17 protein-coding genes are annotated in these 17,739 nt (G+C 53.4%); 8 read left to right on the top strand and 9 right to left on the bottom strand.

Annotation, left to right across the window (positions count from 1 at the left end):
- Window positions 1-61 precede the first annotated feature (61 nt).
- Together OLX72_RS01445 and OLX72_RS01440 are read left to right on the top strand one after the other, a co-directional pair.
- Window positions 62-2,002, top strand: a complete 1,941-nt coding sequence (locus OLX72_RS01445) for a DUF3604 domain-containing protein (protein ID WP_114869217.1) — start codon at window positions 62-64, stop codon at window positions 2,000-2,002.
- Window positions 2,003-2,452: 450 nt separating this feature from the next.
- The gene (locus tag OLX72_RS01440; protein ID WP_114869218.1) at window positions 2,453-3,553 is read left to right on the top strand and encodes a tyrosine-type recombinase/integrase; all 1,101 of its coding nucleotides are present in this window, start codon (window positions 2,453-2,455) and stop codon (window positions 3,551-3,553) included.
- Here OLX72_RS01440 and OLX72_RS01435 read toward each other — a convergent pair.
- Window positions 3,532-4,362 carry a class I SAM-dependent methyltransferase gene (locus tag OLX72_RS01435; RefSeq protein WP_114869219.1) on the bottom strand — a complete coding sequence of 277 codons (831 nt, stop codon included), beginning with the start codon at window positions 4,360-4,362 and terminating at the stop codon, window positions 3,532-3,534. The genes OLX72_RS01440 and OLX72_RS01435 overlap by 22 nt on opposite strands.
- 295 nt (window positions 4,363-4,657) lie before the next feature.
- Between OLX72_RS01435 and OLX72_RS01430 the strand changes: the two genes are divergently transcribed.
- Entirely contained in the window at window positions 4,658-6,553 is a 1,896-nt protein-coding gene (locus OLX72_RS01430) for an adenylate/guanylate cyclase domain-containing protein (RefSeq protein ID WP_433989624.1), read from the top strand.
- A gap of 301 nt (window positions 6,554-6,854) precedes the next feature.
- Here OLX72_RS01430 and OLX72_RS01425 read toward each other — a convergent pair whose 3' ends face one another.
- Complete coding sequence (locus OLX72_RS01425; protein ID WP_114872107.1) at window positions 6,855-8,777, bottom strand: DUF3604 domain-containing protein; 1,923 nt, start codon at window positions 8,775-8,777, stop codon at window positions 6,855-6,857.
- 499 nt (window positions 8,778-9,276) lie between these two features.
- On the opposite strand from OLX72_RS01425, the gene OLX72_RS01420 reads away from it, so the two are divergent.
- The gene (locus tag OLX72_RS01420) at window positions 9,277-9,750 is read left to right on the top strand and encodes a hypothetical protein (protein ID WP_114869221.1); all 474 of its coding nucleotides are present in this window, start codon (window positions 9,277-9,279) and stop codon (window positions 9,748-9,750) included.
- A 64-nt stretch (window positions 9,751-9,814) separates the two neighbouring features.
- On the opposite strand, the gene OLX72_RS01415 is transcribed toward OLX72_RS01420, so the two are convergent.
- The 4 genes from OLX72_RS01415 to OLX72_RS01400 form a co-directional block, all read right to left on the bottom strand.
- Window positions 9,815-10,141, bottom strand: coding sequence for a hypothetical protein (locus OLX72_RS01415; RefSeq protein ID WP_162797916.1), 327 nt, complete (start codon window positions 10,139-10,141; stop codon window positions 9,815-9,817).
- Between the two features lie 5 nt (window positions 10,142-10,146).
- Window positions 10,147-10,668, bottom strand: a complete 522-nt coding sequence (locus OLX72_RS01410) for a hypothetical protein (protein ID WP_205389064.1) — start codon at window positions 10,666-10,668, stop codon at window positions 10,147-10,149.
- A gap of 28 nt (window positions 10,669-10,696) precedes the next feature.
- Window positions 10,697-11,467: a hypothetical protein gene (locus OLX72_RS01405; protein ID WP_114869223.1), complete on the bottom strand. Its 771-nt coding sequence runs from the start codon at window positions 11,465-11,467 to the stop codon at window positions 10,697-10,699.
- 74 nt (window positions 11,468-11,541) lie between these two features.
- Window positions 11,542-12,057 (bottom strand): DUF805 domain-containing protein, encoded by a 516-nt coding sequence (locus OLX72_RS01400; protein WP_114869224.1) that lies wholly within the window; start codon window positions 12,055-12,057, stop codon window positions 11,542-11,544.
- Window positions 12,058-12,482: 425 nt separating this feature from the next.
- Here OLX72_RS01400 and OLX72_RS01395 point away from each other — a divergent pair, with 425 nt between their 5' ends.
- Both OLX72_RS01395 and OLX72_RS01390 read left to right on the top strand, forming a co-directional pair.
- A complete protein-coding gene (locus tag OLX72_RS01395) occupies window positions 12,483-12,734 on the top strand; it encodes a cytochrome c (protein ID WP_368073744.1) in 252 nt (83 codons plus the stop codon).
- Between the two features lie 45 nt (window positions 12,735-12,779).
- A complete protein-coding gene (locus OLX72_RS01390; protein WP_114869226.1) occupies window positions 12,780-13,187 on the top strand; it encodes a c-type cytochrome in 408 nt (135 codons plus the stop codon).
- Between the two features lie 44 nt (window positions 13,188-13,231).
- On the opposite strand, the gene OLX72_RS01385 is transcribed toward OLX72_RS01390, so the two are convergent.
- Together OLX72_RS01385 and OLX72_RS01380 are read right to left on the bottom strand one after the other, a co-directional pair.
- On the bottom strand, window positions 13,232-13,969 hold the full coding sequence (locus OLX72_RS01385) for an STAS/SEC14 domain-containing protein (protein ID WP_114869227.1): 738 nt from the start codon (window positions 13,967-13,969) through the stop codon (window positions 13,232-13,234).
- A 42-nt stretch (window positions 13,970-14,011) separates the two neighbouring features.
- On the bottom strand, window positions 14,012-14,809 hold the full coding sequence (locus OLX72_RS01380; protein ID WP_114869228.1) for a methyltransferase domain-containing protein: 798 nt from the start codon (window positions 14,807-14,809) through the stop codon (window positions 14,012-14,014).
- A gap of 174 nt (window positions 14,810-14,983) precedes the next feature.
- On the opposite strand from OLX72_RS01380, the gene OLX72_RS01375 reads away from it, so the two are divergent.
- Together OLX72_RS01375 and thpR are read left to right on the top strand one after the other, a co-directional pair.
- Window positions 14,984-15,910 (top strand): ketopantoate reductase family protein, encoded by a 927-nt coding sequence (locus tag OLX72_RS01375; protein WP_433989623.1) that lies wholly within the window; start codon window positions 14,984-14,986, stop codon window positions 15,908-15,910.
- Window positions 15,911-15,938: 28 nt separating this feature from the next.
- The gene (thpR, locus tag OLX72_RS01370; protein ID WP_433989622.1) at window positions 15,939-16,502 is read left to right on the top strand and encodes an RNA 2',3'-cyclic phosphodiesterase; all 564 of its coding nucleotides are present in this window, start codon (window positions 15,939-15,941) and stop codon (window positions 16,500-16,502) included.
- A 232-nt stretch (window positions 16,503-16,734) separates the two neighbouring features.
- On the opposite strand, the gene OLX72_RS01365 is transcribed toward thpR, so the two are convergent.
- A complete protein-coding gene (locus OLX72_RS01365; protein WP_433989621.1) occupies window positions 16,735-17,721 on the bottom strand; it encodes an NAD(P)-dependent oxidoreductase in 987 nt (328 codons plus the stop codon).
- Between the last annotated feature and the right edge of the window lie 18 nt (window positions 17,722-17,739).

Below are 17,739 nucleotides of genomic sequence, written 5' to 3'. Positions count from 1 at the left end.
TTTCATTTCTTCAAGAACCTGTGCAATACTTGGGACAAATTACCCGGAAGGAAAAATAGATATGTCTCGCTTAGGCTTTCTCACTTATTCGACCGCACTCGCATTGTTCGTTAGCGGCGTTGCTGTGTCACAAGAATATCAGGCAAATGAAGATCAACTCGCCGATGTTTTTCCTATAGATACTCCCTACTCACCCTATGTGGATCGTAATTTCCCTGAACGGCCATTGTGGGGTGACAACCATTTACACACTGGTCTTTCAATGGATGCAGGAGGTTTCGGGAACCGTCTGGGGCTGCGTGAAGCGTATCGCGTTGCACGTGGTGAACAGGTTACAGCATCTTCCGGTCAGGATATCAGACTTAGCAGGCCTTTGGATTGGCTTGCCATTACCGATCACTCCGACGGCATGGGAATGATAACAGACATTCTTGCAAAGTCCCCAATTGTCACACAGTACGAACAAGGTGCGCGGTGGGCGGAAGGCTTCGGAGCCGGCGGTCAGGATGCCGTTAATGCGACCCTTGATCTGATTACAACATTTTCTCAGGGTGAAATGGACCCGGAAATGTTTGCGAATTACTCACCGGGCGCGCGTCGGTATGCCACGATTTGGGATGATGTCATAAACGCTGCTGAAGAGTTCAACGACCCGGGCACTTTTACAGCTTTCATCGGTTTCGAATGGACCTCACTTGAAGCGGGTGCCAACTTGCACCGCAATGTCATTTTCCGCGATGGTCCCGATCGTGCAAGGCAGGTTGTACCCTACACAACACTAGCGCCGGTTGGCAGCAATGATCCTCTGGATCTGTACAAATATCTTGAGGACTACGAAGCTAGGACAAATGGCGCAACAATGGCCTTTGCGCACAATGGCAATCTTTCGAATGGGATAATGTTCCCGATGGACGCGCAGTTCACTGGCAAGGCAATAGACCAGTTTTACGTCGAACAGCGGGCCAAATGGGAACGCATGTATGAGGTCACGCAAATCAAAGGTGACGGAGAAACCCATCCGTACCTGTCACCAGATGATGAGTTTGCGGATTACGGGACTTGGGACGTTGGCAACCTTGATCTGAGCGAAGCCAAAACCGACGATATGCTCGCAGGTGAGTATGCCCGCGAAGCTTTGAAGAATGGTATGTTGCTTGAAGAGAAATTCGGTACCAACCCATATAAGTTCGGCATGGCAGGTGCGACGGACTCTCATACATCCTTACCCGCAATTGAGGAGAACAATTTCTTCGGAAAGCACACTGGATATGAGCCTTCTGCTGAACGCTTAACGCATCCATTTATGAGCAACGAAAATGGCGAGCTTTTCAGTTGGCAACAGGTTGCGTCCGGTTTGACGGCCGTCTGGGCACAGGAAAACACTCGTGCATCGCTCTTTGATGCAATGGACCGCAAGGAGGTCTACGGCACAACCGGGCCACGTATGGCAGTGCGGTTCTTTGGCGGCTACGATTTCACTGAAACTGATCTCATCCGCCGTGAGATCTCTGAAGTCGGTTACACCAAAGGTGTTCCGATGGGGTCCGATTTGACTGCCCCGCCGGAAGACGGTGCAGCCCCGACTTTCCTGCTGGCTGCCTTACGCGATCCTATCGGCGCTAATCTTGACCGCATTCAGATCATCAAGGGTTGGATCGATGCGGATGGTAACACGCAGGAAAAAGTGTACGATGTTGTCTGGTCTGGCGATCGCGTCATAGGCGACAACGGTAAGCTGCCAGCCGTCGGCAGCACGGTCGACCCTGCAACGGCAACATGGTCAAATACAATCGGAGCGTCGGAGCTCGTCACTGTTTGGGCCGACCCGGATTTCGATGCGAATGAACGGGCGTTTTACTATGCGCGCGTTCTCGAAATCCCGACGCCACCGTGGTATCTCTATGACGTTGTGAGATACGGGCTTGAGGCTCCAGAAGGGGCACCTTTGGAACAACAGGAACGGGCTTACACATCTCCCATCTGGTACACGCCGAAACCTTGAATGGACCACAAAACAGGAGCTGACAGTAATGTCGGCTCCGTGCGCTAAGCAGCCATCGGGGCAGTCTGCGGCGAATGACCGGTCCGAGCAACTGAGACATTCGTTGTTCCCGCAGCGAACGTCCGGTCCTGTTGAAAGCCGACGTTCGGACTGAAATCTCGAAAGTTTGAGTTTACGATAGCGACTTTGGGCCGGAAGTACCCTTGCACTAGTCCACAGGGACAGCCATTCAATTCGTTCCACTTGACGCCAGTATAGGTATGAAATAGTGGATGAATCCACTGGGCGGGCGTTGTGTAGTGGTAAGACCTTAGCCTTCCAAGCAGGTGTCCTACGTATCACTCTGTTGCTTATTGCCGTTAACCATATCATTTTATTGACTTCTGTATCGCATACTGCATGCTGTTGATACCTATAGTATGATACTGTTTCCGACAAAAAGCCGACAAAATGCCAAAGCTGACAGAAACCTACGCAAAGAAGCTTTCGTTCTCGCCCGAGGGGACGCAGAAGTACTGGGACACCGAGATAAAGGGGCTTGTGCTCTTTGTGGGGAAAAGGTCGAAGACCTGGTATTTTCAGAAAGACGTTGGAGGCCAGACCAAGCGTGTACTGATTGGTCGCCACCCAGTGATCTCCTCGCAGGCGGCCCGCCAGACCGCTATGGAACTTGCACTGGAAATGGGGCGTGGGGCAGGGAAGGCGGCCCAGATTGGCGCACCAACACTACAGACCGCGACGGAAGCCTATTTGGCCCGCCCAAAGCTAAGGTCAGATCAATACAAGCACGGTGTTCGAGCCTACATGGAAAACCAGCTCAAGGACTGGCTGAGACTGCCTCTGGACGAGATAACAAAGTCCATGGTTGTGCGGCGCCACCAGCAACTGGCTGACAACCCATCAACGGCGAACCATGCCCTGCGATATTTCAGGTCGATTTATAACCATGCACGGCGCACGCATGACCTGCCAGAGTGTCCGACTATGGCAATCGAATGGTATGAAGAGCAACCCGACGGTCGGACGATCGAGGATTTGTCAGAGTGGCGGCGCACCATTGATGGATTGCGCAATCCGATCCACACGGTGTTCTATGAGTTGTTGCTGTTCACGGGCCTGCGGAAAGGCGAGGCACTGAACCTTGAATGGAAAAACGTCTATGAGGATCGCATCCATCTTCCAATGACCAAGAATGGCCGCAGTTTCGATTTGCCGATCCTGCAAACACACCATGATATACTGGCACCGCTCAAACCGCTGAGCCGCAAGTGGGTGTTCCCTTCGCCGAAATCTGCGACCGGATACATCACTGGTCCACAGCGCATGAAGTGGAGCGCCCACGCGCATCGGCGGACTTTTGCAACTGTGGCGATGGAGGCGGGCGTGCTTGAAGAAGTGGTGGGACGGCTTCTAAATCACACGCCTTTGTCCATTACAGGTCAACGCTACACTCTGCCTTCACTGGATGCTCTGAGGCCGGCGATGGAGACGGTTTGCGCCGAACTGAAAGAGCGGCAGCAGTCCAGAGTTCAACCAGGCAGTCGCGCGTGAATCTCGATCGGGGCAATTAAGCCTGACTCTATGTTCTGAACCATATGACGAACTTTCAGCGCAGTATCATCGCCCATGATGAGATGCAGCCCCAGCGGCGGAGGACCGTCGGCATTGGCTTGCGCAGCAGCCAGATCAGCAAAGAACTGTTTGGCAAACGCCGTTCTGTCGATGCGCTCTCCGATTTCGAACCCAACGGACTTTAAAGCCGCCTCGTAGGTCTCAGGCGGTGCCAGCGCGCTTTGGTCGTCGGAAGATGCCCAAGGCGCAGGGTAGTCCATTTGCCCGCTGCCCACCTGCATCACATCGTAGATGGCGAAGATGCCGCCGGGTTTGAGAACTCGTGCCGCTTCTCGTGCGATCCCGGCTTTGTCGGCGATATTCATGCCCACATGGATCATATAGGCAGCGTCCATCGTGTCCTCTTCGAGCGGCAATTCGAGCACGCTGCCTTCAACAAGCTCGATCTGGTCTGCCAATCCAGTCCATTCGGTCAACGCACGCCCGGCCTCAACAAATTCGGGCGTCAGGTCGATGCCAGTCACATGAGCACCTGTCGTCGCGGCGACGAAGCGGGCAGGGCCTCCCAATCCGCAGCCAAGGTCCAGTACACAGCTTCCTTGTGAAAGCTGCAGCGACTTCACGAACGGTTCTGTCGCGCGTCGGCCACCAATGTGAAACTCGTCCACTGGCGCCAGGGCGCCATGAGCGATCGGCGGTGTCAGGTCCAGGGCAGTGCAGCCATCGGAGATACGTTTTAGCAGGTGTCCGGAATGGTAGTGCTGAGCCACATCTTGCAAATTGGTCATCGGAAAACCTCCTTTGTTGAATGCAAGCAGGATAGATCAGATGACTCTGCATGTCAGCTTTGCCGAATTTTTAGCATAACTATCGAAGGGGTTCTGATGAGCTGCAGAATTTCTTATGGGACTGACAATTCAAAAGCGGGCGCTCATGCAAAACGCAGCGAATGACTGCCCTGAGCCCGGAGCTGCCATTGGTTGAACCGTTGTATTTTCTGACCCAGTACAACTTTTACCGAAGAGTAGATGGCATGCTGGAGTTTAAGGTGCCGTTGCAATAATCTGCATCTCGGGAGATCAAATGGAAAAGCGCCGTCTCACAGTTATTCTGGCCATTGATGCTGTAGGGTATTCCCGCTTGATGGAGATTGCTGAGACGAGAACGCTTTCAACTCTCAAGTCCCATCGCGCCGAGCTAATCGATCCCAAGGCTTCTCAGTACGGTGGGCAAACCATCAAACTGATGGGCGACGGTGCCTTGATGGAGTTTGCAAGCGCTGTGGATGCAGTTCGGTTTGCGGTCGAGGTGCAGCTTGCGATGGCAAAAAGAAATTCTGCTCTTCCCGATGACGAAAGGATCGATTTCCGTATCGGGATCAATGTCGGTGATATAATTGACGATCGAGGTGACATACACGGAGACGGAGTAAATATCGCGGCAAGGATCGAAGGGCTCGCCAAAGCGGGCGGGATTGCTATGCACCGGAACGTGCATAGCCAGCTGCGCGGAAAATTGGACCTTGATTTCGAAGATCAGCGGGACGTTTCGGTAAAAAATATCCAACAACCGGTTCCAGTGTTCGACGTATCGCTTAATGAAAAGGCCGAAGCGCTGGCTACACCGGTGTTCAAGCACGACGAAAGCCAACGCCGGCAAGTTACGCGATTTACTGCTTTGGCAGTGGGCTTGTGCGCAGTGATTGTCTGCGTGGCGTTGGTTTGGTGGCAATTTAGTAGACCAGATTTCGCCCCGGTTGGGTCAGCGGAAATGGACATTCCACTTCCGACCAAACCATCCATTGCCGTGCTGGCGTTCAACGACTTGAGCCAAGGGGACGACAAGGATTACCTCAGCGATGCCATCAGTGAAGAAATCATCAGCAAGCTGTCGCGGTTTCCCGAGTTTTTCGTCATTGCCCGGAATTCCAGCTTCTACTACCGGGACAAGTCCGCAGACGTACGTGATATCGCCGGCGAGCTAGGCGTGCGATACGTACTGGAAGGCAGTCAGCAAAAGTCAGGTGACCGGATCCGGGTGATTGCCACTCTCATTGACGCAACTGTCGGGTACGCCATTTGGACGGAAACCTATGATCGGGAAATGGACGATATCTTCGCACTACAAGATGACATTGCACGCACCATTGTTGCAACGCTCGAGCAGAACATCGACATCGCTGAATACGATCGCCTGCTGCACCGACCGACAAAAAGCCAGGGTGCGTATGAGCTTGTATATTTGAGCCGGGCTGAACGGTTTAAGTTCACACCTGAGGGCAACGAAAACGCTAAGCAACTTGCGGAAAAAGCGCTCGAACTCGACCCAGATTACGCGATTGCCTATTTCAGCCTCGCTTGGGTACATATTAACTGCGATCGGTGGGGATGGTGCGCCGACCGGAAACAAGAGGAAGCGCTTGGCCTTGCATTGGAAGCTGCCCGAGAAGCTGTTGGGCTTGATCCAGACAGCTCCCTTGCGCATTGGGTTTTGGCACATGCATATATGCAAGCCAACTCGCTAGATCAGTCCGAAAAAGAGTACAATCGGGCTATCGAGCTTAACCCTAATTCGGCAGGAGTGTTAGCGGGCTCGGTAGAAACGCTAGTCTACCTCGGACGGGTCAATGAAGCGGTCGACAGGCTGACAACCGCCATGCGCCTCAATCCACATCACCCCGATTGGTATCTCTGGACCCTGGCCTGGGCCCGATACTTTGCAGGTCAGTATGAAGCTGGGCTCGAAGCTATAGATCAAATGACAAACATGCCCAATCTGGCGCGTCGCACCCAAGCGGCCTTGTACGTGCGAACTGGTCAAACGGAAAAAGCAAGGACATCCATTAGCGAGCTGCTTAAAAACCAACCTGACTACACCATCAAGGATCAGCTCAATAGCCTTGAGGGAAAGTTCAGGGATCACAACATCGCCGAACGCTTCATTGATGACCTGCGCACAGCCGGGCTGCCGGAAGGATAGTCAGAAACGTTCACGGCTTTCTTATGACGCGCACTAATGGGAGAAATGTGTCGCAAAAGTAGCTACCGTTAGCCGCTTCCAGAACTAAGGTCGGGTTGGGGCCGAAATCACCATTTGAACCAATCCGAGCAAAGGGCTGCAAAATCCGCAGTGCGGTCATTAGTAGACGATGTAGCGACCGGCCGCTCTGAGCCCATTCCTACGCGCTTGCTGCATCGCCGCGAAAGGCCGGTTCAGACCCAATGGACGGAACTTGGGCCCCGCACGATCCGCCTCGGTTCTCACTTTGGGAATGAGTTGTTCAACCAGGCGTGTACCAGATGGGTGACGTGTAGGCGCGTTCTTGCGTTTCCGTGGGCGCCTCTTCGGGCAGTTCTGCGCCCATTCGGAAGGCATCATAAACTGTCCAGCGCGGGGTCGGTATCTCTATAACCCGTGCGTAGTAGAAAGCCGACTGGGAAGGATCAAAGTCGGGATCGGTCCATACTGTACCCATCTCAGCCTGCCCGATCGAGTTTGTCCACGTCGCGCGCTCAACATCCACTGTCGAGCCAATTGCAGGTAGCTTGCCGTTGGCGTCGGGCTGTCTGTCACCGGCCCATACCACGTCATAGACTTGCTCTTGGGTTGCCCCATCGGAATCCAACCATCCTTTTACAATCTGAATGCGGTCCAAGTTTGCCCCAAGCGGGTCTTTGAGCGCATATACCATGAAGTTAGGTGCCTCGACGCCCTCGGGGCGCGCTGGGAGATCGCCGCCCATTGGCGCACCCTTGGCGTATCCCGGCGTCGCTGGCGTCCGCGATGTCAGGTCATCAATGGAATAATCCCAGCCGCCGAAGAACCTTACTCCCATACGTGATCCCGTAGTTGCGTAGACCTCCTTGCGTTCCATCGCGTCGAAGATTGCTTCGCGGGTGTTTTCAGTTGCCCAGACCGCCGCAAGACCTGAGGCCACCATCTCCCAACTGATAAGCTGCACATCGTCAAATTGGGCAACAACATGTTTTGGTCGCTGTGGGCTCGGCTCTGCACCAGAATGCTTACCGAAAAAATTGTCCTCCTGAGCGGTGGCGAGGGACGTATGGCTGTCGGTCGAGCCGACCATACCGAACTTGTAAGGATTGGTGCCCAGTGATGTTTCAAGCATCAGCCCAGTTTTTAGCGCCTCGCGGGCATATTCACCGGCCAACATGTCCTCGGTCTTTGCCTCGGACAAATTCAAGTTACCTGTGTCCCAAGTCTCGTAGTCGGCAAACTCATCGTTTGGGCTCAGGAAGGGGTGGGCCTCACCATCACCCTTGATTTGCGTGGCCTCATAGACAGGCTCCCAGAGCGCACGCGTCGCTGCGTAATCTGCATCCAGTTCACGACCATCAAATTGTGCAACCTCAGGGAACATGATGCCGTTGGACAGGTTGCCGTTGTGAGCAATGGCCAGAACGTCTCCGCGTGTGACCTCCTCATAATTCGCCATCCAGTTCCAAAGATCGCGCGGATTGATCGAACCGTTTGGCGCTTCAGTCGTGAACGGGTCCATCATTCCAGCTTTGTCGCCCCCGTCACGATACATCACCACGCGGTGCATGTTGGCGCCCTGTATGAGCGAAGTCCATTCGTATCCTATGAAGCTAGAGAATTGACCCGGTTCGTAAGCTTCTTCCGCTGCTTTGATTTGACGTTGCCAGACCGAGCGGAATAGTTTGGAGCCAGCCTCGACGGCTAGTGCTGGAGAAAGTACTTCGCCGCGCGAATAGGCATCGACCAGTTCTAGCGCCGCAGTGACACCCTCGTCGCCACCATTGGCGACCATGGTCGCAATACGGTTACCTTCGGGATCGGACATGATGCTGGGGTCTTGGTCGAAGATCATGTCGAACAAGCCCATGTTGTCCGAGTGGTCAGCGACAACTAGCCAGTCAAGTGGTCGGGACAGTCGCGCCATGAAACCCGTAGTGGACTGCACTTCCTCCCCCTTGGCGAAGCGGTATGCAGCGCGCGCGTCCAGCCGGTTGCCAAAGGCGCCTGCGTCAAATGATGTCGAGGTATGCAGGTGTGTATCGCCCCACAGCGGGCGGTCTGGAATGCCGCGCTGAGCGTAAGGGGAATAGGATTTTCCAGGATATGCTTTCTTGAGACTTTCAGCCTCCGGCGTTGGTTCGAAAGCAAGTGCCGTCGACCCCATTAAACACACAACTGTGGTTAGTGACAAAAACCGCTTCATACTTTTTTTCCCCATGCTTTTTCCCGATGTTTCAACTTATCTGTGCTCCCAAAAAAAATTGGAGCCAACCATCACGATTCACCCGCCGCTTGTGTGAGTATCATGGATCATCACTTAAGACTGTCATCTGCAGTCATTTGGAGGAAGAATTGGTGAAGAACGACAGTTATGTGGTGCCGATTCAATCGATCGCGAACCTTGAATCTTCGCAGTTGCGGCGAACGGCTGGAAGGTCCGCAACTCGGTCATAGACGAATTTTTGACGAGCGTCTGCTATCTCCGGAACCGGTCATTGACAGCAGAAAGTTCGGTTTTTCGCGACCGAACGACCGCTGAGCAGCGCTTAGCCGTCATCTGAGATAAACAATCGGATGACTGAGTCGAGCCCTTCTCAGACCTTGATCGCGTACGCAGCATTCGAAAAGATGGGTAGAGACACTCGACTGCGTTCGATGGAATAGCAAAATGGTGTTTTAAAGTTGTCAGACCACTTCGCTCAATGGAGAAACAAATGTGTCGATCGATCCTGATGCAGCTAATGGCAATGGGGATATTGGGCGGCCCCGCATCATCCCAACCGCTTTTGGAAGAATCCGAGGCCTTCAATCCCTACAGCGAGACGGCGATGGCAATTACCGGCCCAGTGATTTTGTCCACCAAACGAATGGTTTTCGAGACCGGCAGGTTTCTTGATCTCGAAGTTATTGACCCTCGGGCTGCTGGCAATTGGGGCGCGTCCGGCGATGTGCCTGTTGCTCAGGTATTCCGTGTATCAGGGGATGTCGGACCCTTGCGGCAGGGAAACACGCTTTGTGGAGACCAGCCAATAACCTATATGGCAGCCTGGGACGAGGAAGGCTCCGGTTTTAGCTATCTAGGCATCGCAATGTTCACCGGGATAGACGCGCCCACAAGCATTGCCGACCAGACTATGTGCGCGACCTATTTCTTCTCGATGAATGTTGCGGACTAGTTCAGAAGTTGTTCTAGCATATTCGACTGAGCAGGCCATTCATTGCCTGGCGCAAGCATGTGGTTCAGCGGTAAGGAATGCTGAAGAACGAGAAGCTGTTGGTCTGGGTGATTACAGGCGCTTCCGTTTCCGCCATTAGGCTCGCCATCGCTGCGCTGCCCGTCGGGCAGGCCACAAGATCGGCAGCATCGTCGAGGAAATCGACCGTGAACGCCGTTTCGCCGACAAGCTGGCACTCGTCTGCAACGCTTCGGTATCCGCGGACAAAGTTCAGTTCCGGGTCAGGTTCGCTGATCGCGACTTCGGGAGCAGTTTCGACGCATCCCGATGCGGCCAGCACCAGAGCGCAGATGCCGATTGCAGTCATACACCTTTCGAGGCGTTGTTTCATTGGTTCTACTCCCACTCTGCCCCCGTGCTCCGCCAGATTTTCTCATCCACATCCCAAACACTAGCAACAACGCAGGGTGTTGGATTGATCCCGTCACATTGCGAGCCATGCACATCTGCCAAAAGCACCCGGAATGGACCGATGTTGGCCATGTCCCAACCCTGATTGAGAAGCGAGAACATATGATCCCCGATCAGGAAGTGAGACATGCAATCGCCTGTGCCGCAATAGAGCGACACAGCGGTGGAGCAGGCGAACCCGGACTCGTCCAGAATCCAGTCCCGTTGGATGTCACCATCGAGATCAATACGGTGAACGGCTCCTAATTCGAGGGCGAACTGTCCGTTCTCGAATTCTGAACATGCCTGCCGTGCGACCTCGACTTTTTCCAGCAACTGAAAAGGCAGTTCGGACAAATCTTGCGCGTTTGCCGAAGCAGTACAAAGAGCTGCAAACATCGCATAAAGAGCGACCGTCCATCGTCGAACAGCAATTCCTTTGCCCGTTCCGGCTAGCTGGTGTCCCATCTCTGTCTCTCCAGCCTTCCCATGTGTTTCAATTGCATTGCTCGTAGTTGTAATCGCCGAATTCGATCCAGTTCCGCCCCCCGTCGCTGAAGACAAGGAACTCTGACCGATCTTCGCCCAATAGAGCGAGCTGGAAGCCCGCTGGTGGTTGGGAGTTTCCGAAGAAGCTGTATGAAGTCATCGCGCGTACGGTCTCACCATTGACGGTCACGATGGCATCCCACTGGTCACCTGGTTGACCCACCATCGCGTATTCGATGACCCTCTGAACGGCACCACCTCCACAATAGACAATACCTTCGGGCGCCTCCAAGGTTTGAGAGACAGATGCACCGGAATTGCAGGCCGCTCGTAGCGATTTGATAGCTGCGGATGATCCTTTGAGTGTGAAGATACCGTACGTGATATCCTGCTCGACCATCGAAAGGTTCAGTACTGCGTTTTGCGCGATCTGATCCAAAACGAAATTATAGTCGCTTTGCTCGAAGAAACGGATTTCGACAGGATAGTTGTCGGCGATCGAGATATCCGCATTCGCCGATCCCGTCTGGAATGCGCCAACCTCGGTCGAGCCATCCTTCATGAAGCGGAATGACAGGCCTTGCTTGGCAACAATATCCTTTGCGTCTTCATAACCCGCCGGCGCGAAACGGACCAGGTCGCATTGCAGCTCCAGCGTCATGTTGTCAGTCTGGATGAAGGCGTTGGCATTGGGCGGTCCGCTAAAATTCCACTCAGCCGTAGCGGGGGATGACATCAATATTGAGAGGACCGTGCCGGTGATCAGATGTCTCTTCATAGGTAACCTTCTTAGTAGTTTACTAGTGTTGCGTTAGGGCGCTGAAAAATCCCTGACTACGGCCCACCATCGTCTTACGCCGCAGGTGGGCCGTAGTCATTCGCACCTTCCTGTGACGGTCGGCTTAGCCACCAGATCATCAGTACTGAGAGTATGAGCTGAAGTACCCCAACAACCATCAAGCCGGTTGCGCCTAGAAGGGCTGCTGGGCCTCTCAACGCATCAGGGTCGTCCGCACCTTGTTCGAGAACTGAGAACGCGGCGACGCCGCTGAAAAGCATAAACATGGTTGCGATGCTGAGCGCTGCGGGCAAAAGCAGGTACCAGCCTGGTCTTCCAGTGTCGTGCAAACGACGCCATCCAGCAGCAAGCATAGGTATAACAACTGCAAGTTGGAAAATTGGTGTGATGACTTGGTTACTCTCTCCAGTTTCAGGGTTCATGCCGAATAGAGAGGCGTCGATAATTGCCAAGACAATGCTGACGATGACGACAAACAACACAAACCACCAGTACTCGGACCGCAACGCGCGCCCCGAGAAAACGAAGTATTTTGCAAGGCATGTCTTTATTGCGTCAACGAAACCCATGTTTGCGTTCTCCCTGAATACGTTGCCAGGTACTTTCTGACACGAGGAGACATCTTGCAAGCTTTGGTCAACCTACTCAGATGCTGCACCTGAAACGGGCTGCTTCGTCCAGCATGGCGGACCTAGCTATTTGTTTCAGTTAGGTCCGCTATCCAACCCGAAGCGGTTGTAGTACAATGACAAACGGCTAGCCTGTTCGTATTTCGCGAATGACGCCGCTTCTTTTTTCGGTGGTGTCGCCAGCGAAACGACCCTGCATATGTCGGGTCTTTATTGCTTGCGGGGATTGCCGCAAGCTCCAAAGTGAATGAGGTCGGATTGCACAATTCGCATCAGTAAAGAGGGAGAAACATTTGAAGACACTTTGTTCTGGCTTAGCAACCATTGCCGGTCTCTTCTTCGCTCACGCCGCCGAAGCGCAGACGGTGCTTGCAGTTCAACGCGGGGAGACAATAGTTCAGACGTATTGCTCACAGTGTCATGCCGTTGGAAAGACCGGCTCCAGCCCTTTGTCTGCCGCTCCCCCGTTAAGAGACCTCCATAAGCGTTATCCTGTCGAACATCTTGAAGAAGCGTTCGCTGAAGGCATTTACACCGGACACCCGGAGATGCCGCGGTTCGAATTTGAGCCGGATCAAATCGATGACTTGATCGCATACCTAAAGTCTTTGGAATAGCGTTATCGTCAGGCAAGCTAGGTTTCTAAAATAAGGAGAACTTAGATGGTAACAATTCGAGCAATGATCTTTACACTCGCGGCAGCGGGCGCCGCCTCAGCACAAGAAATAAATGTTGAGGACGGCAAAACCCTTTTCCTTAACTCTTGCTGGCAGTGCCATGGACTGGATGCGAAAGGGTTTGGTCCGATGGCCGAGATGCTCGCGATCGAAACACCTGATCTGACTGAGCTTTCGAAACGAAATGGTGGTGTGTTTCCAACAGAGGCTGTGGCCATGCAAATTGACGGCCGATCTCCTGTGCTGGCCCACGGTGGAGAAATGCCGATCTTCGGACAATCACTCGAGTCCGACAAAAACGTGGCACTGCGCATGAACAGTGGTCAACAAATGATGGCCGGTTTGCCGTTGGCAAATGTGATCGTTTATCTGGAGTCCCTCCAGACAGAATAGTTTGGCAATTGACAGTGCGAAAGACTGAACGTCCTTTGCGGTCGTCAGGTGACAATCCATTTCTTCGCATCTTCGAGGTCTTCAACATCAAACACCATGACTTCTGTTGGCATCAGGCTGCCAAACAGTTTCGTACTTTTTCTTATCCAGTCGATGTCGGTTACCAGTGCCAACTTGGAGAATGTCGTCAGGTGCGAAAACCCGAACCGCACGTCGTCCCACATGGCGCCCGCGGAGTATCCGTCAAAATACTGATCAAGTACGCATAACAGTTTGAGCTTGTCGTGGTTTTTCGCTGCCCCTTCAATCAAGGGCACGAGGCTGTCCGTATAGTCTTTCGATGTAATCAAACCGGAAAAGCGCAGCGCGATGACGTCGCCTGGAAAACCTTCCATCGCGGTGATCGCACCGGGATGATCTTCTTCCATTGCGGCCCAGTTCAGCGCATCGTCCAAAGCGTCGGTTTTGAAACGCCTTATCTTTGCACCGGTGAACACGTCAGCCAAAGGATGCGCAAGGGAAAGCAGGACACTTTCCGTGACAAAGGCGACCTTTGGTACGATTTTCTGACGCTCATGAATAAACGAAATATGGGACTTCAGCGCATCGAAGCTTTCCCACATCGGGGCGCTTTCAGTCACAACAACGAGGCTCGGCACGCGATCACGCTCGTTGATATAGCTGTTCATCTTTCCAACGAGACCCTCGATGTCATCCTTGGATATTTTGCCTTCCGGTGAAATGACGAAAAGGTTTTCTTTTTCTTTGATCTCGATTTTCATCTGGGCCAACTCCTTTTTAAAAATACTCCCAATGGTCGTGGGCTAACTTGATTTGCGGCCTGTAACGACAAACTGCGGTGACACGACCAGGTAGCGTTCATTTGTCAGTGCCTCTTCGACCTTGGTAACAACTTCATCAATTGCAGTCTGTTCAAGGGTTCCGCTCTTCGCTGCGTATTTTGCCATATTGCGCACCATTCCAAGAAGCCGGCCGCTGGTATCAACGTTGGCAATCACAGATACCCGCAAGTCTTGGAAACCCGCATCCGAAAAATTAGCGAAAAGCTTTCTGCCCATGTCAGCGTTGCGACAGGCGTGCGCAGCAGCTTTGACGAAACTGCGCCACAGGTCATGCTCCACGGGTTCCGCAACCATCATGTACCAATCCCCGTCGATGGCATGCGCAAGACCGCCGGAATGCAGCACCCGATGAAATTCTCGCAATGTCGCAACCGGGTCATCGACATACATAATTGCGTTGCGCGCAGTGACCCGGTCCAGCGCGTTATCGGAAAAGGGCAGTGCCACACCATCGTTTTGATGGGTGGTCAATCGATCCGAGACACCTGCCTGCACCGCATTTTCGTTGGCGATCTCCAAGAAGCCCGCGTTGATGTCGATGGCATGGACATGCCCTGATGGGCCAATGCGCTTGGCGAGTTCCACTGCGACTTTGCCCGGGCCGCATCCGAAATCTGCAACTATCTGTCCTTCATACACGTCGGCTGCAGCATACAGGGCTTCAGCCGCGTCATCCCAGCTGAACCCGCCCTTGTAGGCCGCCATGCGATCGGGTTCGATGTCGCGCCAGTGTGCTTTGTAGAATGGCTCATCAGTCATGCTGCGACTCTGCGTCGTCGTGTTTAAACACAACTATCACAAATGGCGGACCGGGTCTGCGATGTCTTGAGCGGCTTTGCATCTTCCTAAGGGCAAATGTCACTGCTCATTTTTTTGAGCTGCATGATTGTGTTACACTGAAAGCCTGCAAATAAAGCTTGAGGGAGGAGGCCCATGAAGATCGCAACAGTAGCAACGGGCGGAATTGGCGGGTTCCTGGCTGTCAAACTGGGGCTGCGGGGGCATCAGGTCGCCACGATTGCGCGCGGAGCGCATCTCGAGGCTATTGCTCAAAATGGTCTAATCCTTGATGCGCCAAGTGGCAAATTCACTGTGCATCCCTGGATCGCGACGGATGATCCGAAAAATGTCGGCGAAGTCGATGCGGTCATTTTCGGGGTGAAGGGAGATGACCTAGAAGCAGCGGCTCAGGCGTGCTTGCCGCTTCTCGGAACAGAAACGGTTGTCGTGCCTTTTCTCAACGGGGTCGAGGCGGCCGATCGCCTAAGCAAGATCATCCCGCACCAAAATGTTGCCAATGGTATGGCCCAGGTCTCAACAACAATCTCTTCACCCGGTGTGATCACTCAAACGGGTGAGTTCAACCAATTCGTTTTTGCAGAACGGGACAGTCAACCGTCGGAGCGGATCGCGGCACTTCAGGAAGCGTTGACAGACGCAGGTGTGTCTGCTCCAGCGACCGACGATATTGAACACGATCTCTGGTCCAAATTTGCACTGTTTTCTGCGGTCTCCGGCGTAACGGCCGCAGGGCGCTGCACAATCGCCGATATTACGAGCACGCCTGAACTGGGCGCACTGTTTCGAAACGTGATGGGCGAAACGGCTGCTTTGGGTCGAGCCCGTGGCGTTGCGCTCGGTGACGACATAGAGACCAAGACCTGGGAGCGGGCGCAGACGCTTCCGCCTAACATGCGTGCCTCAACGGCAATCGATTTGGAAAATGGCAGACCGCTGGAGATCGAATGGGTGTCTGGTGCCGTGGCTCGACTGTCGGAGAAAGCAGGTTTGGACGTACCCATAAACAAAGTTATTTATGCGCTTTTGTTGCCCCACAAAGCGGGCAGTAAGAGACACTGACTTTCCCAGTTCACAAACCCAAAATGACATGCGCGTATTTGTGGCTATAGACCTTCCGGATGAAATCCGCGGTGAACTTGAAAGACTTCAGGAGTATCTGCCAGTCGGTCGGGCGGTGCCGTCGGACAATCTGCACCTGACATTGAGCTTTCTGGGTGATCAATCCGAAGTGGCATGCGAAGACGCGCATGAGGCTTTGTCTGATGTGCACGCAAAGCCGTTCGACTTGCGGCTCTCCGGGCTGGGCACCTTTGGGAAAAAAGCCCCGCAGGTGATTTATGCAGACGTTGAGCGATGCGAAGAATTGATCGAACTGGAGCGTAAAATCACGCGGAAACTGCGGAGTGCAGGTGTGCAGTTCCAAAAGCGCCGGTTTCGGCCACACGTCACAATCGCGCGTTTGTCCAAGATGTTTTCGACCGATGGCTTGGCTCAAGTTCAGAGTTTTCTCGCGACGCAAGCCGAGTTTCGAGGGTCACAGTTTCAGGTTCGAGAGTTTCACTTCTACTGCTCTACTTTGACGCCGGATCAGGCGCGCCACGAAGTTCTAGCAACCTACGACCTATCAAAACCTGAGATCGATCTGTTCTAGCGGCGTTTTTGTCATGCCATGCAAGGGCCAGGTGACTGTTGCTGCGAAGGTTTCCTTATGTAAAAACGATAAAACAGTATTGGGGATAACGCCCGCTGCTGGTGAACGCAGTCATTCAGAGCCTAGGGAGTTTTGTGGCAAGTGAACTTAAGTGCTTCGCCGGTATCCGGACGGTTTATAGATACCCGAAGTGCGTCGTTTTTTTTGATCGAGCCTCTCAGGAGGCCGGCCTTTACAGCCCATTCCTCCGCGCTACGAAATCAGCAAGATGGGGTACATAGTCCTCGGGTCCGTTGCCACCCGCGGCGAGCGCCATAGAAAAACTATTCTTTGCCGCATTGCCCGTTGGATTGGCGACTCCAGCGGCATCGGCCATACTCTCCAAGTAAGTGAGGTCCTTTAGCGCGTTGGTCAACGTGAACTTATGTGCTTCACGATTGCCCTCCAACGCATATCCCATAAAGGTTTGATAAAAGCCGCAATCCATTCGGCTACCGCGGATCACGCTGTCGAAGGTCTCGACAGAAATTCCAACTTTTTGTCCTAGTGCAAGCGCCTCGGAATAAAGTGCTGCATAGCCGAGTGACAGGAAGTTATTTAGAAGCTTCATACGATGACCATCACCTGGTTTGCCGATATGAACCAGAGTGCTGGCCCAAGCTTCGATCACTGGCATTACGCGCTCGAACGCCGCATCATCTGCCCCAACCATAGCCGACAATGTGCCTTCTTCAGCCTGAACCGGCGTGCCGCCCAAGGGAGCATCCACCAGATGTATGCCGCGCTCAGACAGATTTTGGGATAGCCGCGCAGTCGAAACCGGATCAGATGTCGAACAATCGACAATAATGGCGCCATCGGTCAATCCCACCGACAGTTTCTCAACCACCGCTTCGACCTGAGGCGAGCCGGGCAGGCAAAGAAAGACGATGTTGGAGGCTTCGGCAAGCGCTTGTACCGTTTCTACTTCGCTTGCGCCGCGCGATACCAGATCTTCGATCGGCTCGCGATTGCGATGCGCAAGCACTGTCAGGGAATAATCCTTAGCCAGGATATTTTTGGCCATGCCGTGACCCATATACCCTAAGCCGATGAAACCAATCGTTTCTCGCATTTCACTCTCCCCTATCTGTTGACCAGAAACCCAAACTGCCGTTACCGACAGAATGCACAGTATTATCAGACTTAATAAAATGTATAAATCGGGAACAATAGACATGCCCACTAACTTCGCAAC

Origin of the sequence: Sulfitobacter sp. TBRI5 (assembly GCF_051013555.1) — a bacterium.
In the GTDB taxonomy this organism is placed as follows: Bacteria; Pseudomonadota; Alphaproteobacteria; order Rhodobacterales; family Rhodobacteraceae; genus JL08.
This window is presented reverse-complemented; position numbering and strand designations above follow the sequence as displayed.